This is a genomic window from Kitasatospora sp. NPDC088783, from assembly GCF_044750705.1.
GTDB classification, from domain to species: domain Bacteria; phylum Actinomycetota; class Actinomycetes; order Streptomycetales; family Streptomycetaceae; genus Kitasatospora; species Kitasatospora fiedleri.
The window spans coordinates 672,777-698,131 of record NZ_JBIVKJ010000004.1 but is presented as its reverse complement, the minus strand read 5'-3'; the positions used below and the strand labels follow the sequence as shown (position 1 = coordinate 698,131).

Sequence of the window (25,355 nt, the reverse complement as noted above, 5' to 3'; positions counted from 1 at the left end):
GCTCGGGTGCGGGTCAGCTCGCGGACCGGCCTGTCGGGCCGCCGAGCGCCAGCGTGTGGCGGGTCACCCTGACCTTGGTCTCCAGGTAGGAGCGGTTGTCCTCGGTGACGAACACCCCGGTCGGCACCACCGCGGCCACCTCGATCCCGTAGCGGGCGAGTTGGGCGGCCTTCTCCGGGTTGTTGGTCAGCAGCCGCATCCGCGTCAGGCCGAGCAGCCGGAGCATCTCGGCGGCGGCCCGGTAGTCCCGGGAGTCCGGGGCGAGCTGCAGTTCCTCGTTGGCCGCGTAGGTGTCGAACCCGGCGTCCTGCAGCAGGTAGGCGTCCAGCTTGTTGTACAGGCCGATGCCGCGGCCCTCCTGCCGCAGATACAGCACGCAGCCGCCGACCGCGCCGATCCGGCGCACCGCCTCGTGCAACTGCGGGCCGCAGTCGCAGCGCGCCGAGCCCAGCACGTCGCCGGTCAGGCACTCGGAGTGCAGCCGCACCAGCGGCACGGGATCCGGGTCGGGGCGGTCCTCGCCGAGGGTGATCGCGAGGTGCTCACCGGGGTCGCTCAGGCCGTGGAAGGTGTGCAGCCGGGCGGCGACCGTGTCGCCGCCGTTCAGGTGGATCGGCACGGGCACGGTCGCCCGGATCCGCGCGGACACCGTCCCGGTGCCTGCCCCGGCCGCGGCTCCCGTCCCGGTTTCGGGCATCGTCTCGACTACGGACATCGCTCGTCCTCTCTCCCGCCGGCCAGCGGCGGATGCTCCGGCAGGGTTTCGGTCAACGGCAGGTGGAGGTGACGGCGTCCCACATCAGGCTCGCCGGGCAGGCCGCCGCGCTGTTCGGCAGGTCGTCGGCCGCCTGCACGGGGCCGCCGAGGAAGAGGACCGCGGCCGCGGCCACGGCGAGAATCCCGGCGGTCCAGGAGGGCGTTCTGGTCTTCGTCATGAAATTCTCCAAGGAATTCTTGAGCGTTCGGAAAGGATGTCCGGAAATTCCGGCGGTTCCACGCTCCGGGGAAGTTCCGGATTCGCTCGACGGCTAACTGTCCCTCGGACGGAAAGGCTTCCGCCACCGAAGCCGGTGGCCGGACCCTGCCATGCCTGATCCGGACAGGAGCAGGCCGGGCGGGCCTCGACATGCCCCGGGAAACCCGGTCCGCCGGAGTTGTCGCGGTCCGCGCAGCTCGTGCCGGAACCGGACAGGATGGCCGGATAGGCCGCACGGTCCGCCGTTTCCGCACGATTTTCCGACGGCCGGGACTTTCCGGCCGCGCATTGCGCTCAATGGGCCCGGCTAGGGTGAGGAAATGACCAGCGCACCGAACGGCCGAGTAGCCGCTCCCGCCCTGTCCGACCCGCCGACCACCCTGCTCCTGCTGCGCCACGGCGAGACCGCACTGACCCCGGACCGGAGGTTCTCCGGCAGCGGCGGTACCGACCCCGCGCTCTCCGCCGCCGGCCTCGACCAGGCCGCGCGGGCGGGCGCCTCCGCCCTGCTCACCGAGGCCCCCGTGCACGCCGTGATCAGCTCCCCGCTGCGGCGCTGCCGGCAGACCGCGCAGGCCGCGGCCGAACGGCTCGGGCTGGGCGTGCGGATCGAGGACGGGCTGCGGGAGGCCGACTTCGGGGACTGGGAGGGCCTCACCCTGGACGAGGTCCGGGCCCGCCACCCCGCGGACCTGCGGGCCTGGCAGGAGTCGGGGGCGGCACCCACCGGTGCCGTCGAGTCGCTCGCCCAGGTCGCCGAGCGGACCGCCGCGACCCGCGACGCCCTGCTGGCCCGCCACCCGGGCCGCCGCCTGCTGCTGGTCAGCCACGTCACACCGATCAAGACCCTGATGGCGGGGGCGCTGGGCGCCCCCGCCGGGGCGGTGCACGCGATGTACCTGTCCCCGGCGTCCTTCTCCGCCCTGGTGCACACCGGTCCGCGCACCGCCATGCACCTCTACAACGACACCTCCCACCTGCGGTGATCGCAACCGTCCGCGGTCGAACCGACCCCGGGCCGCTGGCCGGATCAGGCACGGCCGGGTCCGGCCAGCCCGGACCGTGGCGGCCCGGGGGACGGACCGGCGAGAGTGAGGCGGTCGGCGAACCGGCCCGTCCGCGCCGCCGCCCGGACGGGCCCGCACACCCACCGCCCACCGCCCACCGCCCCAGCGACGGAGAGGAAGCCATGGCCAACATCGTCTTCGCCCACCAGGTGCCCGACGCGGCAGCGGAGTTCCTCTCCGTACTGGACCGGGCCGACGAACCGGCAGCGGTCGTCCTCACCGGGGACGGGTGGCGGTACGTCGAACTGCCCGCCGCCGACGCGGCCACCCGCGTCCGCCACCTCGCCCGGGCCTGCACCCGGCCCGGACCGGCCGCGACCTGGTCGCCCGGACAGGTCTCGTCCGACGACACCCACTGGGCCCACAACCCCGCCGACTGGCGCGCGGAGCAGGCCCGTTCGGGACTCGCCGCCGCCCAGGCCGCGGCCGCGGCCGCTGCCGGACCGGTCCGCCACAGCCTCGGCCACGCCGGGCACTCGCAGTTCCTGATCGACGAGGCGCACCCGCTGACCGAGCGCCAACTGCGGTCAAAACTAGCCCTGTTGGCGGACCTCAAATCCGGAGCGCTGCCGTCCGCCACTGCCGGACGCGACCACCTCACCCAATCCGCGCCGTCCTGCGAGAGCTTCCTGCATCTCGACCGCGAGCGCGCCGAGCACCTCTACTACCTCGTCTACAGCTCCGATCCGCTGGTCGAGGTGCCCCGCGACCCCTGGGACTTCGCCCGCTCCCCCTACGAGCGGGAGCGGATGACCGCCACCCGCGACTGGGTGCGCGCCGCGCTGCCGCACCCCGGGGCCAGCGTGGTGGAGGCCGGCGCGTGCGAGGGTGCGCTGAGCGAACTGCTCTGCGAGGCCGGCCTGAACGTCACCGCCACCGAACCCGCCGACGACTTCCGCGAACGGGCCGCCCACCGGCTCGCCGGACGAGCCACGGTGACCGCCGACACCGTCGAGGACCTCGCCCGGACCACCCGGACACCCGCCGACGCCTACCTGCTCGCCGAAGTTCTCTACTACCTCGACGACCCCGCCGTGACCGAGTCGCTGGCCACCGACCTGCTGCTGGTCACCGCACCGCGCGAACTCCTCGAAACCAAACTGCGCCCCTACTTCGAGGGCCCCGGCGCGGCCTGCTGGCGGATCGAGTCCGAGCACGAACTGCTCGGCGCCCGTCTGGACTTCCTGGTCGACGGCCTGATGTACCAGCGCAAGCGCGGCAGCGTCGGCCTGGTGTGCCGCCGCCGCGCCCGGGCCGCCCGCTGACCGGCGGCCGCTGCCTGCCTCCCGTCCGCCGCTGCTGTCCGCCGCCCGTCGATCGTCCCGGTCCCCGACCGGCCCCGTCCCGCTCCCACCGCCTTCCGGAGCCCCTCATGACCACCACCGCACCCGCCGGACTCCGCACCGTCACCTGGGAACTGACCCCCGAGAACGACGTCCCCCCGGAGCTGCACCACCAGATGAACGCCCTGCTGCGGGAGTCCTTCCCGTACACCACCGAGCAGTTCCGCGACGGCCGCAGTTGGGCGGGTGCCCGGCCGGAGCGCCGGCTGATCGGCCGGATCGACGGCCGCCCGGTCGCCCACACCGGCCTGCTGCGCCGCTTCCTGCGCGTCGGCGGAACGGACCAACTGGTCGGCGAGGTCGGCCTGGTGGCCGTCCACCCCGCACTCCAGGGCACCGGCGTCGGCCGGGAGATGGCCGACCGCACCCAGGCCGCCCTGGCCGCCCTCCGGATTCCGTTCGGCTACCTCAACTGCCACACCAGCGTGCTCGGTTACTACCTCTCGGTGGGCTGGACGGCACTCGACGGCACCGACACCCGGCACTACGAGCCGGACGACGAACTCACCGCCCTGGTCACCACCGCCCGGCCGATGGTCCTCCCGGTCACCGCCGCCCTCACCGCCTGGCCGGCGGGCACCCGAATCGAACGCGACGGCATCGAACTCTGAAGCGGGGAACCCCATGACGCACCGCCACCGACCGTCCGGCCGCCCCACCGGGGCGGCCGGACGATGACACCGACCACCGCCCCGCCGACCGGCTCGACCCTCGGGTCACCGATCGCACCGGCCGCCGGCCGTCGTCCGGTCGTCATCAGCGTCGCCGTGATGACCCACCCGGAACGCCTCGGACACGCCCGCGCCCTCGCCGCCGCGCTCCCGCGATGGCCCGCCGCGGTCGCCGTCGACCCGCACCCCGACGGGCCGCCCACCACGTTGCGCGCCGCCCGCGCGGCCTGGGCGGCGATGCCCGCCGACGCCACCCACCACCTGGTCCTCCAGGACGACGTCGCCCTCTGCCGCGACTTCGCCGCCCGCCTCGACGCCGCCGTGGCCGCCCACCCGGACCGCCCGCTCGCCCTCTACGCCAACTGGAACGCCTGGAACGGTGCGGCGACCCGGGCCGCCGCCCTGGCCGGAGCCGGCTGGGCACCGGCCGTCCCGGGTGAGTGGACCCCCTCGCTGGCCCTGCTGCTGCCGCGCGCCGACGTGCTCGCCCTGCTCGCGGCGGTTCCTGCCGACAGTGCCGAGACCGCCCCGGACGATGTCGTACTGCAGCGCGAACTCGCCTCCCGGGGCCGTCGGGTGCTGATCTCGGTGCCCCACCTGGTGGAGCACCTCGGCGACCGGAGCCTGGTCGGCAACGACACCCACGGCCCCCGCCACTCGGCCTGCTTCGCGGACCACGCCGAACCCGCGGGAGCCGGAACGGCGGCCTCGCCCCCTGCCTCGGCCCGGCCCCCGGCGTGGCAGCCGTGGGAGTCCTCGCCGTACCCCGCCGCCCTGCTGGTGCACCTGCACCGCGGCGAGGCGCACGCGGTGCTCCCCCACCCCGACGGGCCGCGCCACCTGCCGGTGCGGGAGTACCTGCGCGGCACGGGGCTGGCGCACGACGCCGCGGGCCGCCGCGAACAGGCCGGACGACTCCCCGGACAGCCCGTCGAGTACCCCAGCCTGCGCACCGAACTCTGGTACGCGGGCTACCTGTTGGGGGTGTCCGCGCCCCCGGACGGCCCGACCGCGGACGACCCGCTCGTCCGGGCCGGCCTGCGCACCCTGGCCCTCGGCGGCACCAACAGCCTCGGGCCGGTGCACCGCTGGGCGGTCCGCCACGCCGACCGGCTGACCGACCTGGTCGCGGACGGCGTCGAGGCCGGCCGCACCCGCAGGCGCCGGCACGGCCCGCCGGCCGCCCTCGACCCGTCCGGCCCGATCCCGGCACCGGCCGAACGGATCTGGCTCCGCAGGCCCGACGCGGAGGACCTCACGTGACGATCCGACGCCTGGTGTTCTCCCCGCACGCCGATGACGCCGTGCTGTCCTGCTACGGCGCCCTCGGTCCGGGGAGCGCGGTGGTGACCGTGTTCGCCGGGGTGCCCGAGGACCCGGGGCTGCTCACCGACTGGGACCGCGCGCTCGGTGCCGCCGGCTCGCGCGAACTGGCCCTGGAACGCCGTGCGGAGGACCTCCGGTCCTTCGCCCCGCTCGGCCTCGTCCCGGAACAGTGGCCCTACCTGGACGGGCAGTACCGGCCGGGCGAGACCCCCCGGCAGCTGTCGGCCGACCTGGCGGCCCGCGTCCGGGCCGGGTCACCGGTCGGAGCGGACGCGGACCCGGCCCGGGAGGTCTGGCTGCCCGCCGGGCTGCTCGGCCACCCCGACCACGTACTGGTCCGGGACGCCGGCCTGGCGGCGTGCGCGGAACTCGCGGACGAGGGGCCGTCGCCCCGGGTGGTGCTGTACGCCGAGTACCCGTACCAGCTGTTCCAGATCAGCAACCACCTGCGGGCGGCCGGCACCCGGGACGGGTTCGCCTGGACCAACGACCGCCCGGAACCGCTCGCCGCCTGGGCCGCCGAGCAGTTCCCCCGGGCCACCGCGGGGCGGCACCGGGCCGGGGAGACCCGGCTCCCGGAGAGCACCGCCGTCGCCAAGGCGGCGGCGATCCGCACCCACGCCACCCAGGTCGACGTGATGGACCGCCAAGTGCGCGGCCAACTGCTGAACCCCTCGAACCTGGAGCTGGAGTACTGGTGGCCGCTGCACGGAGCCCGGGCGGCGCTGTCGGACCTGGCCGCGTCCGCACCCGCACCAGCGCCAGCGGGCGCCTCGTCGGCCGGAGCACGGAACGGCGGCGGCCGGTGAGCCTGTCCCCCGCCGACGTGACCGACCCGCAGCACCCCGGGGCGGTCGGTGACGCGCCGGACACCCGGGCCGCCCGGCTGCGGCGGCGCCTCGGCCTTCCCACGCTCGCCGGCCAGGGGCGGATCGTCGCCGCCACCGTGCTCGACGCGTTCGGCGTCGGGATGTTCGTCCCGCTGTCCTTCCTGTTCTTCATCCTGACCACCGACCTGACGATCGCCCAGGTCGGCCTGGGCACCAGCATCGCCACCGTGCTCTCCCTGCCCGCCGCCCCGGTGGCCGGCACGATCGTCGACCGCTGGGGCCCCCGCACCTCGCTGATCGCCAACAACCTCCTGGCCGCGGCCGGTTACCTCTGCTATCTGCTGGTGGACTCGCTGCCCTCCCTGGTTGGCAGCATGCTGGTGGTGCTCTGCGCCGAACGCCTGTACTTCGCCTCCTGGCCCGCCTTCGTCGCGGACCTGGCCGAGGGCGCGGAACTCGACCGCTGGTACGCCTTCACCACCGCGGGCACCAACGCCAGCGTGGGCATTGGCGGCGCGGCCGGAGGGCTGCTGCTGGGCAGCGGCTGGTCCGGTGCGGCCGTGTTCATCGTCGCCGTGAACGCCGCGACCAGCGTGATCGCGGCGTTCCTGCTGCTGGCCCCGCGCGGCACGAGAACGACGGCGGCTCCGACCGCACGACCGCCGGCCGCGGCGACGGCCTCCGACAGCCCACTCCCACCGGACCGGACGGGATGGTGGGACAGCTGGCGGACCCTCTTCCGGGACCGGGTGCTGCTGGCCCTGATGGCGGCGCAGACCGCCTTCGCGTTCGGCTGGCTGATCCCGACCGTGGTCCTGCCCGTCTACCTGGTCGAGGTGGACCGGCTACCCGCCTGGCTGCCGTCGACCGCCCTGACGGTGAACGCCGTCGTGATCGTGCTGGCCCAGTCCCTGGTGACGGCCAGGGTGGTGGCGTACCCCCGGGCCAGAGTGATCTCCTGGGCCGCCGTCCTGATGCTCGGCTCGATCGCCCTCCTGGCCTTCGGCGCCGCCGGTCGCGGCCCAGCCACCGTGGCGGTGGTCTACACCGCGGTCCTACTCTTCACCGCCGGCCAGATCCTGGCCGGCCCGGCCACCACCGCCATCTCGGCCACTGCCGCCCCACCCGAAGCCCGCGGCCGCTACCTCTCCCTCTTCAACCTCACCTGGGCCCTCTCCGCCATCACCGGCCCCCTCCTGGTGGGCACCCTGATCGAGCACCACCCCGCCGTCTTCTGGACCCTCCTCGCCACCCTCGTCACCACCGGCGGTCTCGGCTACCGCCTGGCCGCCCACTGGTCACCCCCCACTCCCTGACCACCCGCCCGATCCACACCACGATCAAGGGCCAGGCCCCGGGACAACCCCGGTGACCTGGCCCTTGTCGCACGTCTTGCGGCTTTGCTCGCGGAGCCCCCTGTCGGGTTCGAACCGACGACCCCCGCTTTACAAGAGCGGTGCTCTGGCCAGCTGAGCTAAGGAGGCGCGGTGGCCGTCCGCGGAGATCCACGGCGGCACCAGTGGGCAGTGTACCGGGCGGGGGCGCGGGGGGTGGGGTGGTTGTGCGGGGCGTGCGGGGGCGGGTGGGAGGGGGTGTGACCGGATCGATGCCAACTCGGGGGCGGCAGAGGGCTGACAAAAGGATGAACTGCCAGGTAGCGTCGCGGGGAGCCGGGCCCGGCACCAGTGGTTCAGACCAGTGGGGAGTTGCCGGGGCGGCGGCGAGAACATCCACCTTTACTCGGATCGTCCGGCACGTTCCTGCCGGTGAAGGAGCGAAGCACCATGGCTTCTGTGACGTACGACAAGGCCACCCGTGTGTACCCGGGTGCCGACAAGCCCTCCGTCGACCAGCTCGACCTGGAGATCGCGGACGGCGAGTTCCTCGTCTTGGTCGGTCCCTCCGGCTGCGGCAAGTCGACCTCGCTGCGCATGCTGGCCGGCCTGGAGGACGTGAACGAGGGCGCCATCCGCATCGGCGACCGCGACGTGACCCACCTGCCGCCGAAGGACCGGGACATCGCCATGGTGTTCCAGAACTACGCGCTGTACCCGCACATGACCGTCGCCGAGAACATGGGCTTCGCCCTGAAGATCGCCGGCGTGAACAAGGCCGAGATCCGCACCAAGGTCGAAGAGGCCGCCAAGATCCTCGACCTGACCCAGTACCTGGACCGCAAGCCGAAGGCGCTCTCCGGCGGTCAGCGCCAGCGTGTCGCGATGGGCCGCGCGATCGTCCGCCAGCCGCAGGTCTTCCTGATGGACGAGCCGCTGTCGAACCTGGACGCCAAGCTCCGCGTGTCCACCCGTACCCAGATCGCCTCGCTCCAGCGCCGCCTGGGCATCACCACGGTCTACGTCACCCACGACCAGACCGAGGCCATGACCATGGGTGACCGCGTCGCGGTCCTCAAGGACGGTCTGCTGCAGCAGGTCGACGCCCCGCGCGCCATGTACGACCGCCCGGGCAACCTGTTCGTGGCCGGCTTCATCGGCTCCCCCGCGATGAACCTCATCGAGGTCCCGCTGGTCGACGGCGGCGTGAAGTTCGGCGGCTCGATCATCAACATCGCCCGCGAGGACCTGGCCAAGGCCGGCGACGCGAAGAGCGTCGTGGTCGGCATCCGCCCCGAGCACTTCCAGGTCGTCCCGGCCGGCGGCCTCGAGGGCGTCGCGGTCACCGTCAACGTGGTCGAGGAGCTCGGCGCCGACGGCTACGTGTACGGCACCACCCAGGTGTCCGGCGAGGACAAGGACATCGTGGTCCGCGTGCACAGCCGCGAGATCCCGCAGCGCGGCGAGACCATCCACATCGTGCCGGTCGGCAACGAGCCGCACGTGTTCACCACCGAGGCCGAGGGCGGCAAGCGCCTCAGCCGCTGAAGCTGAAGCAGACGCAGACGAGAGCACGGGAGGAGGGGCGCCGTACCTGACGGCGGCGCCCGCCCCCCGCTCTCCGCTTCTTCCACGGAACCCCCTGCCCACGGCGGTCGGCAGGGGGTTCCGGCGTTCCCGGTGCTCCCGACGGTCCGGCGCTCCCCGGACACTTCCGGCCGCGATAGTGACGCTCCCCGGACGCTTCCGTCACTCCCGCGGACGCGGCGTCAACCCGATGGCGGAACAAAACGGGACAGTGGTCACCCGATGGTGTAACGCGGCGCGCCCGCCCCGCCACGCAACGCTACTCTCCTGTGCGTGAAACAGCTCGTGCGCCGCATCGCCCAGACCGTTGCCCTCACCCTGCCGGTGGTCCTGGTGACCACCGGCACGCTCGCCGTCACCCGCGTCCCGTGGGCCCCACCGACGGGCCTGGACCAGCAGGTGGTGGCGGCCTCCAGCGGCGACGGCACCATCGGCCGCACCGCCACGGCCCCCAACACCCAGGGCCTCGCCCCGCAGGACGCCCTCCGGGTGGACCTGATGGAGGAGCTGAGGAACCACAACCCGGGCACCGCCCTCGACCTGCTCGAGCGCACCATGCGCGAGAACCCGTCGCTGACCCCGTACTGCACCGCGCTGGCCGGCGAGCTCGGCCGCGCCGCGGTGAAGAAGTACCAGGGCGACGCGAAGCGCGCCCGCTCCTTCGCCCGCCCGGTCTGCGACGGCTCGTTCGCCGCCGGCGTGGTCAACTGACCGACCGCGCACGGGAGGAGCGGCCCCGACGGCGGCACCGGCCCGGGTCCGGGCTCAACCGGCCGACCGCGCACCGGAGGTGCCCTCCCCCGACGCGGCCCGGGCCGGCCGGGGCGGGCCCGCTATCGTGGCGCGCATGACAGCAGACACCGGCACCGCCCCGGGTGCCACCGCCCCCGCCGTCACCCAGGCGGTGATCCTGGCGGGCGGGCAGGGCTCCCGGCTGCGGCCGTACACCGACGACCGGCCCAAGCCGCTGGTGGAGATCCCCGGCACCGGGAAGCCGATCATCGGGCACCAGCTGGAGTGGCTGGCCGCCGAGGGCGTCACCGACGTGGTGATCTCCTGCGGCCACCTCGCCGAGGTGCTCCAGGAGTGGCTGGAACGGGCCGACCTGCCGCTGCGCACCCGGACCGTGGTGGAGGCCGAACCCCTGGGCCGCGGCGGCGGGTTGCGCTACGCCGCCGCCTCCCTGCCGCGCCCCGCCGAGCCCTGGTACGCCACCAACGGCGACATCTGGACCAGGTTCAGCCTGCGCGAGATGGCCGCCTTCCACCACGAGCGCGCCGCCACCGCCACCCTCGCGCTGGCCCGCCCGCGCATCCCGTGGGGCGCGGTGGAGACCGACCGCTTCGGCAACGTGCTGGACTTCATCGAGGCCCCGCCGTCCCCGTTCCTGATCAACGCGGGCCTGTACGTCTTCGCCCCGGGCTTCCGCGAGCTGCTCCCCGAGGTCGGCGACCACGAGCGCACCACCTTCCCGCAGCTGGCCCGCGACCGCCGGCTGGCCGGCTACCAGCTCCCGCAGGGCTGCTACTGGCGCGCCATCGACACCGCCAAGGACCTCACCGAGGCCGCCAAGGAGCTCTCCGCGTCCCGGCGATAGTCCCCCGAAGTCCCCGAGGCCCCCCCGCGCGCCCCGCGCGCCCCGCACGGGCCCGCCACGACGCCCCGGAGGCCGCGGAACGCGCTCCGGGGCGTCCCGCTGCCCGGGGGCCCGGCACGACCGCCGACGGCGCCAGAGGCCGCACAGAGACACCGAAGGCACCGAGAAGACACCGAAGCAGACCGGAGACACCGGAGCAGAACCGTAGGGCCCCTCCCGGACGTCCGGGAGGGGCCCTACGGTGTGTCGTTCCGCGCGGGGTCGGCCGTCAGGCGGCGGGCGCGGGGCGCTGCGGGCTCATGCCGAGTTCGAGCAGCGGTGGTCCGCTGCCCAGCAGGCCGCCGATCACGCCGTGCGAGGGCTGCGCGGTGCGCGGCGTCCCGGCGGGGGCGCCGCCCGTGCCGGTGCCGCCGGCCGAGCCGCCGTTGCCGGTGCTGCCGCCGCCACCGGTGCCGGAGGTACCCGAGCCAGCGCCGTTGCGGGCGGTCGGCGTGGAGCCCCCGGAGGGGGTGCCGCCGGACGGCTTGGCCTTGCCGCCGCTGCGGCTGGACGAGGGCGAGGGCGCGGCCGGGGCCTTGCCCTGGCCCTGGGTGGGGCTCGGCGTGGGGGTGGGGGTGGGCGACGGGGTGGGGGTCGGCGAGGGGCTGTTGCTCGGCCAGACCGGGGAGCCGAAGTCGGTGGGCGGCTCGACCGGCGCCGTGCTGCCGCCGGTGCGGACCGCCGCGCCGAGCAGCGAGCCGGAGAGCAGGGTGAGGCCGACCACCACGGCGGTGACCACGCCGCGCCGGCGCAGCATCCGCCGCCGGACCGCGCCGGGTTCGCCGGGCCCGTGCCGGCGGAACGCCTCCAGGGCGATCCGGCCGTCCAGCGAGGCGAACGGGGCCCCGGCGATCAGCAGCGGGCTCCAGGCCGCGAGGAAGATCAGGTCGGGGGTGTCGTAGACCGGCACCGCCTTCCAGCTCACGGTGAACAGCAGCGCCGCGGACAGCGCCATCGCGGTGCCGGCCGCGAGCCGCTGCCACAGGCCCAGGATGGACAGCACGCCGACCACGATCTCCAGGAAGGAGACCGCGAGCCCGGCGCCCACCGGGTGGGCCATCGCGAAGTCCAGCAGCGGCTGGGCGACCTTCCACGGGTGCAGCGAGGACAGCCAGCGCATCATGGAGCCGCGCTCGCCGCCGTCGAAGTACACCGGGTCGCACAGCTTGCTGAACCCGGCGTACACCGACAGCGAGCCGAGCAGCACCCGCAGCGGCAGCAGCACCAGGCCCAGGTCGACCCGGCGGCCGGGGTACCAGGCGTGCTTGGAGCCCTCGCTGAGCGACGGCACCTCCGGCAGCTCGCCCTCGGGCTGCCAGCTGCGCCCGGCGCCGATCCGGACCGACTCGTCCAGCAGTTCGGGGACGCCGACGTGCGGGGTCTCGCCCGGGGTGCCGTCGGGGCCGTACTGGCGCGGGACGCCCTGGAGCTGCTGGGTGTCGTCCTCGAAGCCCTTGGCGGGGGCGGGCACGGTGGTCAGCCGGACGGCTTCCAGCAGCTGGGTGGCGGCGGTGTCGCCGGGCCCGGTCCGGCCGCTCCAGGCGGTGACCACCCGGGCCTTGCGGCGGGGGGCCCCGCCGGTGACCGAGGCGGCGGTGATCCCGGCCAGCGCGGGCACCGACGCCGCGGGCACCACGATCTGCGGGGTGACGCCGCTGCGCAGGCCGTACGGGTCACCGAAGGCGGCACCGGCCGGGGCGTCGATCATCGGGGCCACCGGGGCGGAGAGCCTGACCCGGAAACTGGCCTGGGTGCTGCTGAGCCTCGACGGGTCGGACGGCACCCGGACCGTGTTGAGGCCCGGACCGTCGTCTATCCCCGCGGGGCGCTGCCCGAGGCGCAGAGGTGTTCTGGTGTCCACACCCCTCTAACCGGGTGACGGGCCCCGAGGACACTCTCCCGGGTGGATTCCGGGCGAGGATTTGAAGTGATCATGAGAAAACCGATCGGGCCCGACCGGACCCGACCGGTTCCCCCACGAAAACGACGCGGTACCGCGACGCCGCAGCGCCACCGCGCACCGCAGCGCCACCGTGTCAGCGCTTGGCGCGCAGCCGGGCGGCCTCGTACAGCACGATGCCCGCCGCCACACCGGCGTTCAGCGACTCGGTCCGGCCCGGCATCGGAATGCGCACCAGCAGGTCGCAGGTCTCCGAGACCAGCCGGGACAGGCCCTTGCCCTCGGAGCCGGCCACGATCACCACGGGGCCGGTCAGCACGTCCAGGTCGCCGATCTCGGCCTCGCCGTCGGCGGCCAGGCCGACCACCATCACGCCGGCCTTCTGGTACGCCTCCAGCGCCCGGGTCAGGTTGGTGGCGCGCGCCACGGGCAGCCGCGCCGCCGCGCCGGAGGAGGTCTTCCAGGCGCCCGCGGTCATGCCGGCCGCCCGGCGCTCCGGGATCACCACGCCGTGCGCGCCGAACGCGGCGGCGGAGCGGACCACGGCCCCGAGGTTGCGGGAGTCGGTGACGCCGTCCAGCGCGACGATCAGCGCGTCCTGCCCGCTGTCGGCGGCGCCCTCCAGCAGGTCGTCGGGGTGCGCGTACTCGTACGGCGGGACCTGCAGCACCAGGCCCTGGTGGTTGAGGCCGCCGGTCATCTGGTCCAGCTGGGCCCGCGGGGCCTCCATCAGCGGGACGCCGCGCTCGTTGGCGGCCTGGAAGGCGTCCCGGACCCGGTCGTCGGTGTCGAGGAACTGCTGCACGTAGAGCGCGGTCGCCGGGACGCCGCCCTGGAGCGCCTCGACCACCGAGTTGCGGCCCACCACCAGCTCGGCCGCGCCCGCGCCGCCGCGGCCGCTGCGGGAGCCGCCGCCGGCGCGGCGCATGCCCGCGCGGGACTTGGCGTCGCGCTCGCGCTTGAGCGCCGCGTTGGCGGCGCGCTGCTTGGGGTGGCCCTTGCGGGCCTCGCCGGGCGGGGTCGGGCCCTTGCCCTGCAGTCCCTTCCGGCTGTGGCCGCCGGTACCGACGCTGGCACCCTTCTTCGATCCGGGGTTGCGGCGGTTCCTGCGCTGGCTGTTGCCGGCCATGGTTGTACTTCCTGTCTCTGCGTCTGCTTCGTGCGTCGGGGCCGCACCCCTACAAAGGTACGGCCCCGGCGCGCCCCGGAGGGCTACTGGTACTACCGGCGGCCGGTGGTCCGGCCCGGTGTCACTGCCCGATCGTCCAGCGCGGGCCGGACGGGGTGTCCTCGATCGCCAGCCCGGCGGCGCCGAGCTGGTCGCGGATGGTGTCCGCGGTGGCGAAGTCCTTGCGGGCGCGGGCGGCCTGGCGCTGGTCGAGGACCAGCCGGACCAGGGCGTCGACCACGCCGCCGAGCTCCTCGCCCTGCTCGGCGCCGCCGGCCCACTGCTCGTCGAGCGGGTCGAGGCCGAGCACGCCGAGCATCGCCCGGACCTCCGCCAGCCGGGCCGCGGTGGACTCCTTGTCGTCCGCGCCGAGCGCGCTGTTGCCCTGCCGGACGGCCATGTGCACGGCGGCGAGCGCCTGCGGGACGCCCAGGTCGTCGTCCATCGCCTCGGCGAAGGAGAGCGGCACCTCGGGGGCGGCGTCGACCGGGCCGCAGCGCTCCACGGCCCGCTCGATGAAGCCCTCGATCCGGGCGAACCCGGTCTCGGCCTCGCGCAGCGACTCCTCGCTGTACTCGATCATCGAGCGGTAGTGCGGGCCGGCCAGGTAGTAGCGCAGCACGATCGGCCGCCAGCGCCGGACCATCTCGGAGACCAGCACCGAGTTGCCCAGCGACTTGGACATCTTCTCGCCGGCCAGCGTCACCCAGGCGTTGTGCACCCAGAAGTTGGCGAACTCGTCGCCGAAGGCCCGGGACTGGGCGATCTCGTTCTCGTGGTGCGGGAAGATCAGGTCGAGCCCGCCGCCGTGGATGTCGAAGGCGCGGCCCAGGTACTTGTGCGCCATCGCCGAGCACTCCAGGTGCCAGCCCGGGCGGCCTCGGCCCCAGGGCGTCTCCCAGCTCGGCTCGCCGGGCTTGGCGGCCTTCCACATCGCGAAGTCGCGCGGGTCGCGCTTGCCGGTCTCGTTGTCGCCGGAGGGCTGCCGCAGGTTCTCCAACTCCTGGTTGGAGAGTGCCAGGTACTCCGGGAAGGTGGTCACCGCGAAGTACACGTTGCCGTCGGCGGCGTACGCGTGGCCCCGCTCGATCAGGCCGCGCATCATCTCGATCATCTCCGGGACGTGCCCGGTGGCGCGCGGTTCGGCGCTCGGCGGCAGGCACCCGAGGACGGTGTAACCCTCGTTGAAGGCGCGCTCGTTGGCGTACGCGATCTTCCACCAGTCGGTGGACTGCTCGCGCCCCTTGGCGATCACCTTGTCGTCGATGTCGGTGACGTTGCGGACGAAGGTGACGTCGTAGCCGCGGTAGCGGAACCACCGCTGCATCACGTCGAAGTTGAGGCCGGACCGGATGTGCCCGATGTGCGGCGGTGCCTGGACCGTGGCGCCGCACAGGTAGATCGAGACACAGCCCGGCACCAGCGGGACGAAGTCGCGTACCTGGCGGGTCATGGTGTCGTACAGGCGAAGGCTCACAGCGACCAGGGTAGTGGGCGGCGGGGGGTGCCCCGCCACCTTCCGGCCCCTTTGGCGTGCCCTCGTTCAGCCGAGGTTGCCGACGATCTTGCGCGGGCTGAGCCGGATCACCACCCGGACGTCGTCCGGTCCGTCGAAGCCGTAGTCCTCGCCCCGGTACTTGTGCGACAGCTCGTCGATCAGCTCCCGGCCGCCCTCGGTGGTCAGGGTGACCTCGCCGCGCGCCTCGAAGTAGGTGTACGGGTCGTCCGCCGGGTTGACCAGCAGGCTGACCCGCGGGTCGCGCACCAGGTTGAGGTGCTTGCGGCGGCCCTGCACGGTGGAGAACAGGATGTCGTCGCCGTCCCGCTTCACCCAGACCACGGAGGACTGCGGGCTGCCGTCGGGCTGCACGGTGGAGACCACCGCGTAGCTCTTCGCGTCCAGCAGCGCCCTGACCTTGTCGCCGAGTTCGACGCCCATGTCTCCTCCTGTGCCTGGTTCTTGACGGCTTGTCGGAACTCAGGCTATGCGGCGGGCCGTTCGTAGACCAGTGCCGTGGCGATCGCGGCGAGTCCCTCCGCGCGGCCGGTCAGGCCGAGGCCGTCGGTGGTGGTGCCGGAGACCGAGACCGGGGCGCCGACCGCGGCGGACAGCGCGGCCTGGGCCTCGGCCCGGCGCCTGCCGACCTTGGGGCGGACGCCGATCACCTGGACGGAGACGTTGCCGATCTCGAAGCCCGCCGCCCGGACGAGGCGGGCCGCCTCGGCCAGCAGCGCGACCCCGGCCGCGCCCGCCCACTCGGGGCGGGAGGTGCCGAAGTGCGCGCCCAGGTCGCCGATGCCGGCGGCGGAGAACAGCGCGTCGCAGGCGGCGTGCGCGGCCACGTCGGCGTCCGAGTGCCCGGCCAGGCCGGTCTCGCCGGGCCAGTCCAGGCCGGCCACCCGCAGCGGGCGGCCCTCCTCGAAGGCGTGCACGTCGGTGCCGATGCCGACGCGGGGGAGGATCGGGTCAGTAGCCATCGGTGGCCCTCCGGCGGGCGAGCACGGCCTCGGCGAGCACGAGGTCCAGCGGGCGGGTGACCTTGAACGCCTCCTCGTGGCCGGGCACCACGACCACCCGGCCGCCGAAGCGCTCGATCAGCCCGGCGTCGTCGGTCACCTCGGCGCCCTCGGCGAGCGCCCGCTCGTGCGCGGCGACCAGCCCGGGCAGGTCGAAGCCCTGCGGGGTCTGCACCGCGCGCAGGGTGGAGCGGTCGGGCGTGTCCAGCACCGGCTCGGGGCCGGACGGCTGCGGCTCGACCCGCTTGACGGTGTCGGCCAGCGGCACCGCGGGCACCACCGCCCCGGCCCCGGCGCGGACGGCGGCGGCCACCGCGTCCACCACCTCGACCGGCACCAGCGGGCGGGCCGCGTCGTGCACCAGCACCACCCGGGTCCCGGCCGGGACGGCGGCCAGGCCGAGCCGCACCGACTCCTGCCGGCTGGCGCCGCCGGGCACCACCCGGACGTCCTTGCCGTCCAGGCCGTGGCTGTCCAGCAGCGAGACGACCTCGGCCACCCCGTCCGGCGGGGCGCACACCACCACCAGGCCGACCGCCCGGCTGCGGGCCAGCGCCCGGACGGCGTGCACCAGCAGCGGCACGCCGCCGAGTTCGCGCAGCGCCTTGGGGGCGCCGGGGCCGAGTCGCTCGCCGCGCCCGGCGGCCGGGACGACCGCTGCCGCGAGCTGTGCTGAGGCGTTCAGGTTTGGCTCCTCGGGTGTGATGGGTATGGCCCGTGCCGAGCGCGGATACCGCGAGCGGGCAGGCCCCCTTCCTGACTGCACGTTAGTGGAACCGCGCCCGTGGCCCCGCCATGCCACCGACCCCTTCCGGGCATGGCGAAGCGCCCGAGGTGCCGTTCGGGCACCACCGGGCGCTGCGTCGCACTGCTCAGGAGGCGAGGACCTCGTCGAGCAGCGTCTCGGCCTTGTCCTCGTTGGTGTTCTCGGCGAGCGCCAGCTCGCTCACCAGGATCTGCCGGGCCTTGGCCAGCATCCGCTTCTCACCGGCGGACAGGCCGCGCTCGCGCTCCCGGCGCCACAGGTCGCGGACGACCTCTGCGACCTTGATCACATCGCCGGACGCGAGCTTCTCGAGGTTCGCCTTGTACCGGCGCGACCAGTTGGTGGGTTCTTCGGTGTACGGTGCCCGGAGCACCTCGAAGACGCGGTCCAGGCCCTCTTGGCCCACCACGTCGCGGACGCCGACGAACTCGGCGTTCTCCGCGGGCACGCGAAGCGTCAGATCTCCCTGCTGCACCTTCAGCACCAGGTAGGTCTTGTCCACACCTTTGATCTGGCGAGTTTCGATGGCCTCGATCAGCGCAGCCCCGTGATGGGGGTAGACCACCGTGTCGCCAACCTTGAACGTCATGTGACAGGACCCCTTCCGTGGCTTTCCAGAATAACACGCTTTTCTGCTGACTCGAAGGGCGTTTTCGCAGGTCAGGGCCGGTCCCAGGGCTTGACAACCACCCCGGTCGCATGCTGCGACCGGTGTTCGATCAGGGCTTCCCGCAGGTCGGAGGCGGTCTGACCGCGCGGCGAAACCTCTGGTCACGACTCCGAAACCATGGTTGGATCTTGAGTTTTTGCCCCCGACGCGCCGGGCGCCCCGGATCGTGATCGGACCGCGACACGGGGCCACCCCGTGAGAGGCGGATATGTGTGGTCGGTAGTCTGACCCTCGACCACCGACCGTGATCCGTTTTCCGCTGGATCGTCCCCCCATCAAGGAGAAGTCGCCGCCGTGAGCCGGAGCCTTCGACGCGGCGCTGTCGCCGCCATCGTCCTCGCCGCGATCGTCCCGCTGGCGGCCTGCGCCGCGGGCAACGACGCGAGCACGCTGCAGATCAAGCCGGACAACGCGGCGACGGCCATCGGGAGCGACGTCAAGCTCAACAACATCGTCGTGGTCACCCCCGGGGGGACGGCCGGCGAGTACACCGGCCCGGCGAACGTCACGGTCAACGTCGCCAACACCGGTGACAGCCCGGAGGTGCTGACCTCCCTGAAGGTCGGCGACACCGCCGCCAAGCTGACCGACAAGAGCGGCGCCGCGGTCGACAGCATCGCGCTCGCGCCCGGCGAGTCGGTGCTGCTCGGGGCCGAGGGCGGCCCGCTCGCCGCGGTGCCGAACGCGGACGTGTCGGTCGGCGGCTACGTCAGGACGACCTTCACCTTCAAGAACGCCGGCGAGGTCTCCGCCAACGCCAACGTGCAGCCGGCCGACGGCCTGTACGAGGGCTACGGCCCGGCGAAGGCGTCCCCCTCCGCCCCGGCCTCCCCGTCCACGGGTGCCTCCGCCTCCGTCTCCGCGGGCGCCTCCACCTCGCCCTCCGCGGGCGCCTCGACCTCGCCCTCCGCCGGGGCCACCGGTTCGGCGAGCGCCCCGGCCGCCCCGTCCGGCTCGGCCACGGCCGGCTGACCCGGCGGCGCACGGACGGCACCGGCGCAGCACGCAGGAGGGGCCCCGCCGCGCGGCGGGGCCCCTCCTGCGTGCTGCGCCGGTGCGTCGCGGTTTACGGCTCGAACTTGTAGCCCAGGCCGCGGACCGTGACCAGGTAGCGCGGGGCGCCCGGGTCCGGCTCGATCTTCGCCCGCAGGCGCTTGACGTGGACGTCGAGGGTCTTGGTGTCGCCGACGTAGTCCGCGCCCCAGACCCGGTCGATCAGCTGCATCCGGGTCAGCACCCGGCCCGCGTTGCGCAGCAGCATCTCCAGCAGGTCGAACTCCTTGAGCGGCAGGTCGACCTTGGCGCCGTCCACCGTCACCACGTGCCGGTCGACGTCCATCCGGACCGGCCCGGCCTCCAGCGCGCCCGGGGCGGCCGCGCCGTCGCCGCCGCCGTCCTCGCCGCGGCGGCGGAGCACCGCGCGGATGCGGGCGACCAGCTCGCGGGTGGAGTACGGCTTGGTGACGTAGTCGTCGGCTCCTATCTCCAGGCCGACCACCTTGTCGATCTCGCTGTCCTTCGCGGTGACCATGATCACCGGGACGTTGGAGCGGACCCGCAGCTGGCGGCAGACCTCGGTGCCGGGCAGGCCGGGCAGCATCAGGTCGAGCAGGACGAGGTCGGCTCCGTTGCGCTCGAACTGCTCCAGCGCGTCGGGGCCGGTGGCGGCGACCGCCACCTCGAAGCCCTCCTTGCGGAGCATGTACGACAGGGCGTCGCTGAACGACTCCTCGTCCTCGACCACCAGTACTCGGGTCACGATCGGGCCTCCGGGGCAGGAAGTGTGGTTGCTGCGTGGTTTTCGGGGTCCTCGACCGGGGCCTGCCCGGCGGGGAGCCGCAGAGTGAAGGTGGAACCCTGGCCCTCGACGCTCCAGACCGACACGGTGCCGCGGTGCGAGGCGGCGACGTGCTTGACGATGGACAGGCCGAGGCCGGTGCCACCGGTGAGGCGGGAGCGGGCGGGGTCCACCCGGTAGAAGCGTTCGAAGATCCGCTCGCGGTCCTTCTCCGAGATGCCGATGCCCTGGTCGGTCACCGAGATCTCGATCAGTTCGCCGTCCGCCTCGCCCAGTGCCGCGGCGCTGGAGATCCGGCGGGTGGCGAGGGCGACCCTGGTGCGCGGCGGGCTGTAGTTGACCGCGTTCTCCACCAGGTTGCCGAGGGCGGCGGCCAGTTGGCCGCGGTTGCCGACCAGGTAGAGGCCGGTGGTGCCGCCCGCCGCGATGACGATCTGCTTGGCGGCGGCGGTCTGCCGGCAGCGGTCGATCGCCTCGGCGATCAGCTCGTCCACCGCGACCGGCTCCGGGTCGACCTTGAGCTGGTCGTCCTGGACCCGGGACAGGTCGATGATCTCCTGCACCAGGCTGGCCAGCCGGGTGGCCTCCACCTGCATCCGGCCGGCGAAGCGCTGCACCGCCTCCGGGTCGTCGGAGGCGTCCGCGACGGCCTCGGACAGCAGCGAGAGCGCGCCGACCGGGGTCTTCAGCTCGTGCGAGACGTTCGCCACGAAGTCGCGGCGGATCGCCTCGATCCGGCGGCGCTCGGTGCGGTCCTCGACCAGCACCAGCACCAGTCGGGAGCCCAGCGGGGCGACCCGGACCGAGACCGCGAGCGGCTCGGCGGTGCGGGCCGCCGCGCCGGGGCGGGTCAGTTCCAGCTCGATCTGCCGGATCTCGCCGTCCCGCCGGGTGGAGCGGGCCAGCGACAGCATCCGGTCGACGGCCACCCGGCCGCCGCGGACCAGGCCCATCGAGTAGGCGGCGGAGGAGGCCTTGACCACCTCGTCGCCCTCGCCGAGCACGATCGCGCAGGAGCGGAGCACCGAGAGCACGGTGTCCACTCCCGGGGGGAGGGCCGGTTCCTGGTGCGGTTCCGGCGTTGTGTTCCTGCTGGTCCTGCCGCCCTTGCCCCTGCCCTGGTCGCGCTCGCTCCAACGGAAGGCGACGGAGGCGGTGAGGCCGACGCCGAGCCCGGCTATGGCGCAGGCAGCGGCGGCGGCCACGTTCACGTCCATGCCTGTCAGCGTAAATGGTGCTCGGGCGGGCTCCGTAAGGGTGCGATCAAGGCATCGGCCTGACGTTGCCGAGAATTCACCTTCACGCTGCCGCCGATTCACCGCAGCGGCCGTGGCAGGTCGCCCGAACGGCTCAGTCTGGGCCGGGCAAGCCCGTGTGGGCGGTGACGCGGCTACCATTCGCGCCACCAGCAGCGGACGCCCCGGACCGACCCGCCCCTCCGGCGGGTCGGTCCGGGGCGTCCGGTCGGCACCGCCACCGACACCGGTACTGGAGGAGAAGAGCGCATGCGCGACGCGTACCACGAGGAACTCGACTCGATCAGCGACAGCCTGGTCGAGATGGCCCGCCTGGTCGGCTCGGCGATGGGACGGGCCACCACGGCCCTGCTGGACGCGGACCTCGCCCTGGCGGAGGGCGTGATCGCCGCCGACGAGAAGATCAACCAGCTGCACCACGGTCTGGAGAACCGCGCGATCGACCTGCTGGCCCGCCAGCAGCCGGTCGCCACCGACCTGCGGATCGTGGTCACCTCGCTGCGGATGAGCGCCGACCTGGAGCGCTGCGGCGACCTGGCCCGGCACGTCGCCAAGGTCGCGCGGCTGCGCTACCCGGAGACCGCCGTCCCGATCGACCTGCACCCGATCGTGCTGGAGATGGGGCAGCTCGCCCAGCGGCTGGTCGCCAAGGCCGGCCTGGTGATCGCCACCAAGGACGTCGACAAGGCGCTGGAGCTGGAGGCGGACGACGACGCGATCGACGCCCTGCACCGCGAGCTGTTCTCGCACCTGCTGGACGACCGCTGGCACCACGGCATCGAGACCGCGGTGGACGTCACCCTGGTCGGCCGCTACTACGAGCGCTTCGCGGACCACGCCGTCTCGGTCGCCAAGCGCGTGGTGTACCTGGTCACCGGCGAGCACGTGGACGACTTCGTGGCCACCGCGGAGTCCGCCGAGTAACCGTCCGCCGGGTCCGGCGAGGGGGCGCACGGCGGCCGAACCACCAGCCTCCGCGCGCCCGTTGACGTGTCGTCAACCGTGGGGTTTCACTCGAAGGGACGGGCGGCTGCTTCGGCTCGCCCGGCTCCGCCCGGACGAGGAGGCAGCCCGATGAAGACCACCGGCACCCCGACCACTCCCCCGCCGCACCCGGTGGCCCCGGCCGCCGCGCGGCTGCTGCCGGTGCTGGCCGCCGGCTGCGGCTGCGGCCCGGGTTGCGGCTGCGGCTGCCAGTCCGGCTCGCCCTGCCAGTGCGGCGGCGTGACCGGCGGCTGCTGCGGCGGCCACTGAGCCCGCGCGCGACGGACGGCCGGGCGCCCCTCCCGAGGGGGTGCCCGGCCGCCCTGCCGTTCTCACGAGCCCCTCCCGGGTGCCGGGAGGGGCCTTCCGGGCGTCAGGAGAAGTTGACGTCCATGCACTGGTAGAAGGCGTTGCCGGTGTCCGCGATGTCCCAGACCGCCAGGATCACCTGGTGGCCGGTCAGCCCGGCGGGCAGGGTCGCGGTGTGGGTGAGCGTGGCCGGGGGCTGCTTGCCGCCCATCGGCACGGTCAGGAACGGGGTCAGGTTCAGGTTCGACCTGGTCAGCTTGGTGGTGGCGTCGTAGCCCGGCTTGGTGAGGAAGTACCGGAACGAGGTGGTGGCGTGCCGCGCCTCGATGCTCCAGGTCAGCGTCAGCTGCTGCCCGGCGGTCACCTTGGTGGTCGGCCAGCCGCCGCCCCGCGGGTCGTCCAGCTGCGCCCAGCGCGCGTCCGCGCCCGCGCACAGCTTGCCGTCGGCGGGCCCGGTGGCCGGGAAGCCCTTGGGTCCCTCGACGCTCTGCGGCTCCCACTGGATGTCGCCGCACTTCTTCACCACACCGGCACCGCACAGCCCCGCCCGGCTGGGCGGCGTCGTGATGTACCCGTGCGAGCTGGCCGGGAGGGCGGTGGCCAGGACCGCTGCGGCGGCGGCGAAGCCGACCGCCAGGATGTTGCGCTTGCGCATGGTGCTCCTCCGTGGGGGTGGATGGAGTGCACGACCGCGGGCACGCGAAGCAGGGCCGCGTGGGGGGCGACCAAGATTGTCATGCCCGCGCCGACAGTGGTTCCACGCTAGGATCGCGCCTTCCCCCCGTCAATGGTCTGAACCATTCGAGAACCTTAACCAGGCTTTACCGCAGGCTTGTTGACGATCAGTCAGCTCTTTCCCCGCCGGACCGGCCGGGCCGCCCCGCCCCCTGCGGCGGACACGGAACAGCCCCCTGGGCCGGGGCGTCGTTGCGCCGGACAGGGGGCTGAGAGGTGGGTGAGGGCGGGAAGGAGTACTTACTTCTTGCCCTGGTTCTTCACGGCCTCGATCGCGGCCGCGGCGGCCTCGGGGTCGAGGTAGCGGCCACCGGCGGCGACCGGCTTGAAGTCGGCGTCCAACTCGTAGAGGAGCGGGATGCCGGTGGGGATGTTGAGGCCCGCGATGGCCTCGTCGGAGATGCCGTCGAGGTGCTTGACCAGGGCGCGCAGGCTGTTGCCGTGCGCGGTGACCAGGACGGTGTTGCCCGCGGCCAGGTCCGGCACGATGGCGTCGTACCAGTAGGGGAGCATCCGCTCGACGACGTCCTTGAGGCACTCGGTGTTCGGGCGCAGCTCGGACGGGATCTCGGCGTAGCGGGCGTCGCCGGCCTGCGAGTACTCGGCGTCGTCGGCGAGGGCCGGCGGCGGGGTGTCGTAGGAGCGGCGCCAGAGCTGGAACTGCTCCTCGCCGAACTCGGCGAGCGTCTGGGCCTTGTCCTTGCCCTGGAGGGCGCCGTAGTGGCGCTCGTTCAGGCGCCAGCTGCGGCGGACCGGGATCCAGTGGCGGTCGGCCTTGTCGAGGGCGATCTGCGAGGTGCGGATCGCGCGGCGCAGCAGCGAGGTGTGCAGCACGTCCGGCAGCAGGCCCTCGGCCAGCAGGAGCTCGCCGCCGCGGGCGGCCTCCTTCTCGCCCTTCTCGTTGAGGTCGACGTCGACCCAACCGGTGAACAGGTTCTTCTGGTTCCACTGGCTCTCGCCGTGGCGGAGCAGGATCAAGCGATAGGTCGTGTCAGCCATGGGGCCAAGCCTAGTGGAGGGCGAAATCCGATCGCTCGGCCGTCCGAATCGGGGGTAACGTTCGCCCAGCGGTTTCGACTCTTACCGATCGGGCCGTCCCCACCGTTCCACCCCGCCCGCGGGCGGCCGCACCACCCTGCCCGCGGCCGCCGGGGCCTGTACCGCCCGGGAGCTCCCCCCATGCCCCTCCTCGCCCGTCTGGCCTCCGAAGCACGCAGAGCGGGCGGCGGGCTCCCCCGCCGGTTCTGGTGGCTGTGGACGTCCACCCTGGTGAACCGCCTCGGCGGCTTCGTGGTCACCTTCCTGGCGATGTACCTGACGCACGAGCGCGGCTACTCGGCGGCGTACGCGGGCCTGGTGGCCTCGCTGTTCGGGCTCGGCTCAGCGGTGGCCGCGATCGGCGCGGGGGTGCTGACCGACCGGCTGGGGCGGCGGCCGACGCTGCTGGCCGCGCAGGTGGCGACGGCGCTGTTCACGGCGGTGCTCGGGTTCACCGACGGGCCGGTGGCGATCGCCGCGGTGGCCTTCCTGGTCGGCCTGGCGAGCAACGCGTCCCGCCCGGCGGTGAGCGCGATGATCGCCGACCTGGTGCCGGCCGCGGACCGGGTGCGGGCGTACGCGCTGAACTACTGGGCGATCAACATCGGCTTCGGCGCGTCCGCCGCGGTGGCCGGGCTGATCGCCGTGCACGGCTACCTGACGCTGTTCCTGCTGGACGCGGCGACCACCCTGCTGTGCGCGGTGGTGGTCTTCGTGAAGGTCCCGGAGACCCGGCCGGAGGCCGCCGCCCCGGCCGGTGCCGCCGCGCAGGCCCCGCAGGTCGGGCTGGGCACGGTCTTCCGGGACGGGCCGTTCATGGCCGTGGTCGCGGTGAACCTGCTGCTGGCCCTGGTCGTCCAGCAGGGCTCCACCACGCTGCCGGTGGACATGGGCGCGCACGGCCTCTCGGCGGCCCGGTTCGGCCTGGTGATCAGCCTGAACGGGGTGCTGATCGTGCTGCTCCAACTGCCGCTGACCCGGCTGATGGAGGGCCGCGACCGCACCGCCCTGCTGGTGGCGGGCGCCCTGCTGACCGGCTGGGGCTTCGGCCTGACCGCGCTGGCCGGGTCCTCCGCCGCGCTGTACGCGCTGACGGTGGCGATCTGGACGATCGGCGAGATCGTCACCGCACCCACCATGATGGCGCTGGTCGCCGAACACTCCCCCGCCCGGGCCCGCGGCCGCTACCAGGGCGTCTACTCGCTCTCCTGGTCACTGGCCTCGTTCGCCGGCCCGCTCGGCGGCGGCCTGCTGCTCCAGTACGCGGGCAGCTGGGCCCTGTGGGGCGGCTGCGCGGCGGCCGGCACCCTGGCCGCCGTCGCCTTCGTGGCGATCGGCCGCCGCCGCCCCCGCCCGCCGGTGGTCGACGGGGCGGCTCTGCCGACCCCGGTGAAGACGGCGGCCTGACGCCCGCCGGCGGCGGCACAGACAGATTGTGCAGAGG

Annotated in this window: 26 protein-coding genes and 1 tRNA gene; 13 read left to right on the top strand and 14 right to left on the bottom strand. The window is 73.8% G+C overall.

The window, feature by feature from the left end:
* Positions 1-13: 13 nt before the first annotated feature.
* Positions 14-697 (bottom strand): GTP cyclohydrolase II, encoded by a 684-nt coding sequence (ribA, locus tag ACIP60_RS15720; RefSeq protein ID WP_400684210.1) that lies wholly within the window; start codon positions 695-697, stop codon positions 14-16.
* Between the two features lie 70 nt (positions 698-767).
* Entirely contained in the window at positions 768-935 is a 168-nt protein-coding gene (locus ACIP60_RS15715; RefSeq protein WP_400684075.1) for a hypothetical protein, read from the bottom strand.
* 361 nt (positions 936-1,296) lie between these two features.
* On the opposite strand from ACIP60_RS15715, the gene ACIP60_RS15710 reads away from it, so the two are divergent.
* The 6 genes from ACIP60_RS15710 (at position 1,297) to ACIP60_RS15685 (ending at position 7,529) form a co-directional block, all read left to right on the top strand.
* Positions 1,297-1,962 (top strand): histidine phosphatase family protein, encoded by a 666-nt coding sequence (locus tag ACIP60_RS15710; protein ID WP_400684073.1) that lies wholly within the window; start codon positions 1,297-1,299, stop codon positions 1,960-1,962.
* 203 nt (positions 1,963-2,165) lie between these two features.
* Positions 2,166-3,308 carry a class I SAM-dependent methyltransferase gene (locus ACIP60_RS15705; protein WP_400684070.1) on the top strand — a complete coding sequence of 381 codons (1,143 nt, stop codon included), beginning with the start codon at positions 2,166-2,168 and terminating at the stop codon, positions 3,306-3,308.
* 107 nt (positions 3,309-3,415) lie between these two features.
* Positions 3,416-3,997: a GNAT family N-acetyltransferase gene (locus ACIP60_RS15700; protein ID WP_400684068.1), complete on the top strand. Its 582-nt coding sequence runs from the start codon at positions 3,416-3,418 to the stop codon at positions 3,995-3,997.
* 63 nt (positions 3,998-4,060) lie between these two features.
* Positions 4,061-5,320: a hypothetical protein gene (locus tag ACIP60_RS15695; RefSeq protein ID WP_400684066.1), complete on the top strand. Its 1,260-nt coding sequence runs from the start codon at positions 4,061-4,063 to the stop codon at positions 5,318-5,320.
* Entirely contained in the window at positions 5,317-6,192 is an 876-nt protein-coding gene (locus tag ACIP60_RS15690; RefSeq protein ID WP_400684064.1) for a PIG-L deacetylase family protein, read from the top strand. Before ACIP60_RS15695 ends, ACIP60_RS15690 begins: the two co-directional genes overlap by 4 nt.
* Positions 6,189-7,529, top strand: a complete 1,341-nt coding sequence (locus ACIP60_RS15685; RefSeq protein ID WP_400684062.1) for an MFS transporter — start codon at positions 6,189-6,191, stop codon at positions 7,527-7,529. Before ACIP60_RS15690 ends, ACIP60_RS15685 begins: the two co-directional genes overlap by 4 nt.
* A 94-nt stretch (positions 7,530-7,623) precedes the next feature.
* Here the strand turns inward: ACIP60_RS15685 and ACIP60_RS15680 are convergent.
* Positions 7,624-7,697, bottom strand: a tRNA-Thr gene (locus tag ACIP60_RS15680).
* Positions 7,698-7,997: 300 nt separating this feature from the next.
* Here ACIP60_RS15680 and ACIP60_RS15675 point away from each other — a divergent pair.
* The 3 genes from ACIP60_RS15675 (at position 7,998) to ACIP60_RS15665 (ending at position 10,731) form a co-directional block, all read left to right on the top strand.
* Positions 7,998-9,095: an ABC transporter ATP-binding protein gene (locus ACIP60_RS15675; RefSeq protein WP_100837645.1), complete on the top strand. Its 1,098-nt coding sequence runs from the start codon at positions 7,998-8,000 to the stop codon at positions 9,093-9,095.
* A gap of 312 nt (positions 9,096-9,407) precedes the next feature.
* A complete protein-coding gene (locus tag ACIP60_RS15670) occupies positions 9,408-9,845 on the top strand; it encodes a hypothetical protein (RefSeq protein WP_400684059.1) in 438 nt (145 codons plus the stop codon).
* Positions 9,846-9,981: 136 nt separating this feature from the next.
* Positions 9,982-10,731 carry an NDP-sugar synthase gene (locus ACIP60_RS15665; RefSeq protein WP_400684057.1) on the top strand — a complete coding sequence of 250 codons (750 nt, stop codon included), beginning with the start codon at positions 9,982-9,984 and terminating at the stop codon, positions 10,729-10,731.
* Positions 10,732-10,999: 268 nt separating this feature from the next.
* Here ACIP60_RS15665 and ACIP60_RS15660 read toward each other — a convergent pair whose 3' ends face one another.
* The 7 genes from ACIP60_RS15660 to ACIP60_RS15630 form a co-directional block, all read right to left on the bottom strand.
* Entirely contained in the window at positions 11,000-12,553 is a 1,554-nt protein-coding gene (locus ACIP60_RS15660; protein WP_400684055.1) for a DoxX family protein, read from the bottom strand.
* Between the two features lie 253 nt (positions 12,554-12,806).
* Positions 12,807-13,799, bottom strand: coding sequence for a 23S rRNA (guanosine(2251)-2'-O)-methyltransferase RlmB (gene rlmB / locus ACIP60_RS15655; protein WP_400684053.1), 993 nt, complete (start codon positions 13,797-13,799; stop codon positions 12,807-12,809).
* 121 nt (positions 13,800-13,920) lie between these two features.
* Complete coding sequence (gene cysS, locus ACIP60_RS15650) at positions 13,921-15,315, bottom strand: cysteine--tRNA ligase (protein ID WP_282206097.1); 1,395 nt, start codon at positions 15,313-15,315, stop codon at positions 13,921-13,923.
* 66 nt (positions 15,316-15,381) lie between these two features.
* Complete coding sequence (locus ACIP60_RS15645) at positions 15,382-15,777, bottom strand: PPOX class F420-dependent oxidoreductase (protein WP_400684051.1); 396 nt, start codon at positions 15,775-15,777, stop codon at positions 15,382-15,384.
* A 44-nt stretch (positions 15,778-15,821) separates the two neighbouring features.
* Positions 15,822-16,316 carry a 2-C-methyl-D-erythritol 2,4-cyclodiphosphate synthase gene (ispF, locus tag ACIP60_RS15640; RefSeq protein ID WP_400684049.1) on the bottom strand — a complete coding sequence of 165 codons (495 nt, stop codon included), beginning with the start codon at positions 16,314-16,316 and terminating at the stop codon, positions 15,822-15,824.
* Positions 16,306-17,067, bottom strand: a complete 762-nt coding sequence (gene ispD / locus ACIP60_RS15635) for a 2-C-methyl-D-erythritol 4-phosphate cytidylyltransferase (protein WP_400684208.1) — start codon at positions 17,065-17,067, stop codon at positions 16,306-16,308. Before ispD ends, ispF begins: the two co-directional genes overlap by 11 nt.
* Before the next feature lie 160 nt (positions 17,068-17,227).
* On the bottom strand, positions 17,228-17,710 hold the full coding sequence (locus ACIP60_RS15630; RefSeq protein WP_014136563.1) for a CarD family transcriptional regulator: 483 nt from the start codon (positions 17,708-17,710) through the stop codon (positions 17,228-17,230).
* Between the two features lie 375 nt (positions 17,711-18,085).
* Between ACIP60_RS15630 and ACIP60_RS15625 the strand changes: the two genes are divergently transcribed.
* Entirely contained in the window at positions 18,086-18,763 is a 678-nt protein-coding gene (locus ACIP60_RS15625; RefSeq protein ID WP_400684046.1) for a DUF461 domain-containing protein, read from the top strand.
* A gap of 94 nt (positions 18,764-18,857) precedes the next feature.
* Here ACIP60_RS15625 and ACIP60_RS15620 read toward each other — a convergent pair whose 3' ends face one another.
* Both ACIP60_RS15620 and ACIP60_RS15615 read right to left on the bottom strand, forming a co-directional pair.
* Positions 18,858-19,550 (bottom strand): response regulator transcription factor, encoded by a 693-nt coding sequence (locus ACIP60_RS15620; protein ID WP_033250991.1) that lies wholly within the window; start codon positions 19,548-19,550, stop codon positions 18,858-18,860.
* A complete protein-coding gene (locus ACIP60_RS15615; protein WP_400684044.1) occupies positions 19,547-20,806 on the bottom strand; it encodes a sensor histidine kinase in 1,260 nt (419 codons plus the stop codon). The genes ACIP60_RS15620 and ACIP60_RS15615 overlap by 4 nt, the downstream gene beginning before the upstream one ends.
* 288 nt (positions 20,807-21,094) lie before the next feature.
* On the opposite strand from ACIP60_RS15615, the gene phoU reads away from it, so the two are divergent.
* Positions 21,095-21,769 carry a phosphate signaling complex protein PhoU gene (phoU, locus tag ACIP60_RS15610; RefSeq protein ID WP_100837635.1) on the top strand — a complete coding sequence of 225 codons (675 nt, stop codon included), beginning with the start codon at positions 21,095-21,097 and terminating at the stop codon, positions 21,767-21,769.
* Between the two features lie 150 nt (positions 21,770-21,919).
* Positions 21,920-22,099: a hypothetical protein gene (locus tag ACIP60_RS15605; protein ID WP_111553857.1), complete on the top strand. Its 180-nt coding sequence runs from the start codon at positions 21,920-21,922 to the stop codon at positions 22,097-22,099.
* 103 nt (positions 22,100-22,202) lie between these two features.
* Here ACIP60_RS15605 and ACIP60_RS15600 read toward each other — a convergent pair whose 3' ends face one another.
* Both ACIP60_RS15600 and ACIP60_RS15595 read right to left on the bottom strand, forming a co-directional pair.
* A complete protein-coding gene (locus tag ACIP60_RS15600) occupies positions 22,203-22,793 on the bottom strand; it encodes a lytic polysaccharide monooxygenase (protein ID WP_400684040.1) in 591 nt (196 codons plus the stop codon).
* 320 nt (positions 22,794-23,113) lie between these two features.
* Entirely contained in the window at positions 23,114-23,872 is a 759-nt protein-coding gene (locus ACIP60_RS15595; protein ID WP_100837632.1) for a phosphoglyceromutase, read from the bottom strand.
* A 180-nt stretch (positions 23,873-24,052) separates the two neighbouring features.
* Here ACIP60_RS15595 and ACIP60_RS15590 point away from each other — a divergent pair, with 180 nt between their 5' ends.
* Positions 24,053-25,318 carry an MDR family MFS transporter gene (locus ACIP60_RS15590; RefSeq protein ID WP_400684037.1) on the top strand — a complete coding sequence of 422 codons (1,266 nt, stop codon included), beginning with the start codon at positions 24,053-24,055 and terminating at the stop codon, positions 25,316-25,318.
* Positions 25,319-25,355 lie beyond the last annotated feature (37 nt).

Bases quoted from the DNA above. Each gene is read 5' to 3' on its own strand.
- ribA (WP_400684210.1), bottom strand. From the start codon at position 697: ATGCCCGAAACCGGGACGGGAGCCGCGGCCGGGGCAGGCACCGGGACG.
- ACIP60_RS15715 (WP_400684075.1), bottom strand. From the start codon at position 935: ATGACGAAGACCAGAACGCCCTCCTGGACCGCCGGGATTCTCGCCGTG.
- ACIP60_RS15710 (WP_400684073.1), top strand. From the start codon at position 1,297: ATGACCAGCGCACCGAACGGCCGAGTAGCCGCTCCCGCCCTGTCCGAC.
- ACIP60_RS15705 (WP_400684070.1), top strand. From the start codon at position 2,166: ATGGCCAACATCGTCTTCGCCCACCAGGTGCCCGACGCGGCAGCGGAG.
- ACIP60_RS15700 (WP_400684068.1), top strand. From the start codon at position 3,416: ATGACCACCACCGCACCCGCCGGACTCCGCACCGTCACCTGGGAACTG.
- ACIP60_RS15695 (WP_400684066.1), top strand. From the start codon at position 4,061: ATGACACCGACCACCGCCCCGCCGACCGGCTCGACCCTCGGGTCACCG.
- ACIP60_RS15675 (WP_100837645.1), top strand. From the start codon at position 7,998: ATGGCTTCTGTGACGTACGACAAGGCCACCCGTGTGTACCCGGGTGCC.
- ACIP60_RS15665 (WP_400684057.1), top strand. From the start codon at position 9,982: ATGACAGCAGACACCGGCACCGCCCCGGGTGCCACCGCCCCCGCCGTC.
- rlmB (WP_400684053.1), bottom strand. From the start codon at position 13,799: ATGGCCGGCAACAGCCAGCGCAGGAACCGCCGCAACCCCGGATCGAAG.
- ACIP60_RS15645 (WP_400684051.1), bottom strand. From the start codon at position 15,777: ATGGGCGTCGAACTCGGCGACAAGGTCAGGGCGCTGCTGGACGCGAAG.
- ispF (WP_400684049.1), bottom strand. From the start codon at position 16,316: ATGGCTACTGACCCGATCCTCCCCCGCGTCGGCATCGGCACCGACGTG.
- ACIP60_RS15630 (WP_014136563.1), bottom strand. From the start codon at position 17,710: ATGACGTTCAAGGTTGGCGACACGGTGGTCTACCCCCATCACGGGGCT.
- ACIP60_RS15615 (WP_400684044.1), bottom strand. From the start codon at position 20,806: ATGGACGTGAACGTGGCCGCCGCCGCTGCCTGCGCCATAGCCGGGCTC.
- phoU (WP_100837635.1), top strand. From the start codon at position 21,095: ATGCGCGACGCGTACCACGAGGAACTCGACTCGATCAGCGACAGCCTG.
- ACIP60_RS15605 (WP_111553857.1), top strand. From the start codon at position 21,920: ATGAAGACCACCGGCACCCCGACCACTCCCCCGCCGCACCCGGTGGCC.
- ACIP60_RS15600 (WP_400684040.1), bottom strand. From the start codon at position 22,793: ATGCGCAAGCGCAACATCCTGGCGGTCGGCTTCGCCGCCGCCGCAGCG.
- ACIP60_RS15595 (WP_100837632.1), bottom strand. From the start codon at position 23,872: ATGGCTGACACGACCTATCGCTTGATCCTGCTCCGCCACGGCGAGAGC.
- ACIP60_RS15590 (WP_400684037.1), top strand. From the start codon at position 24,053: ATGCCCCTCCTCGCCCGTCTGGCCTCCGAAGCACGCAGAGCGGGCGGC.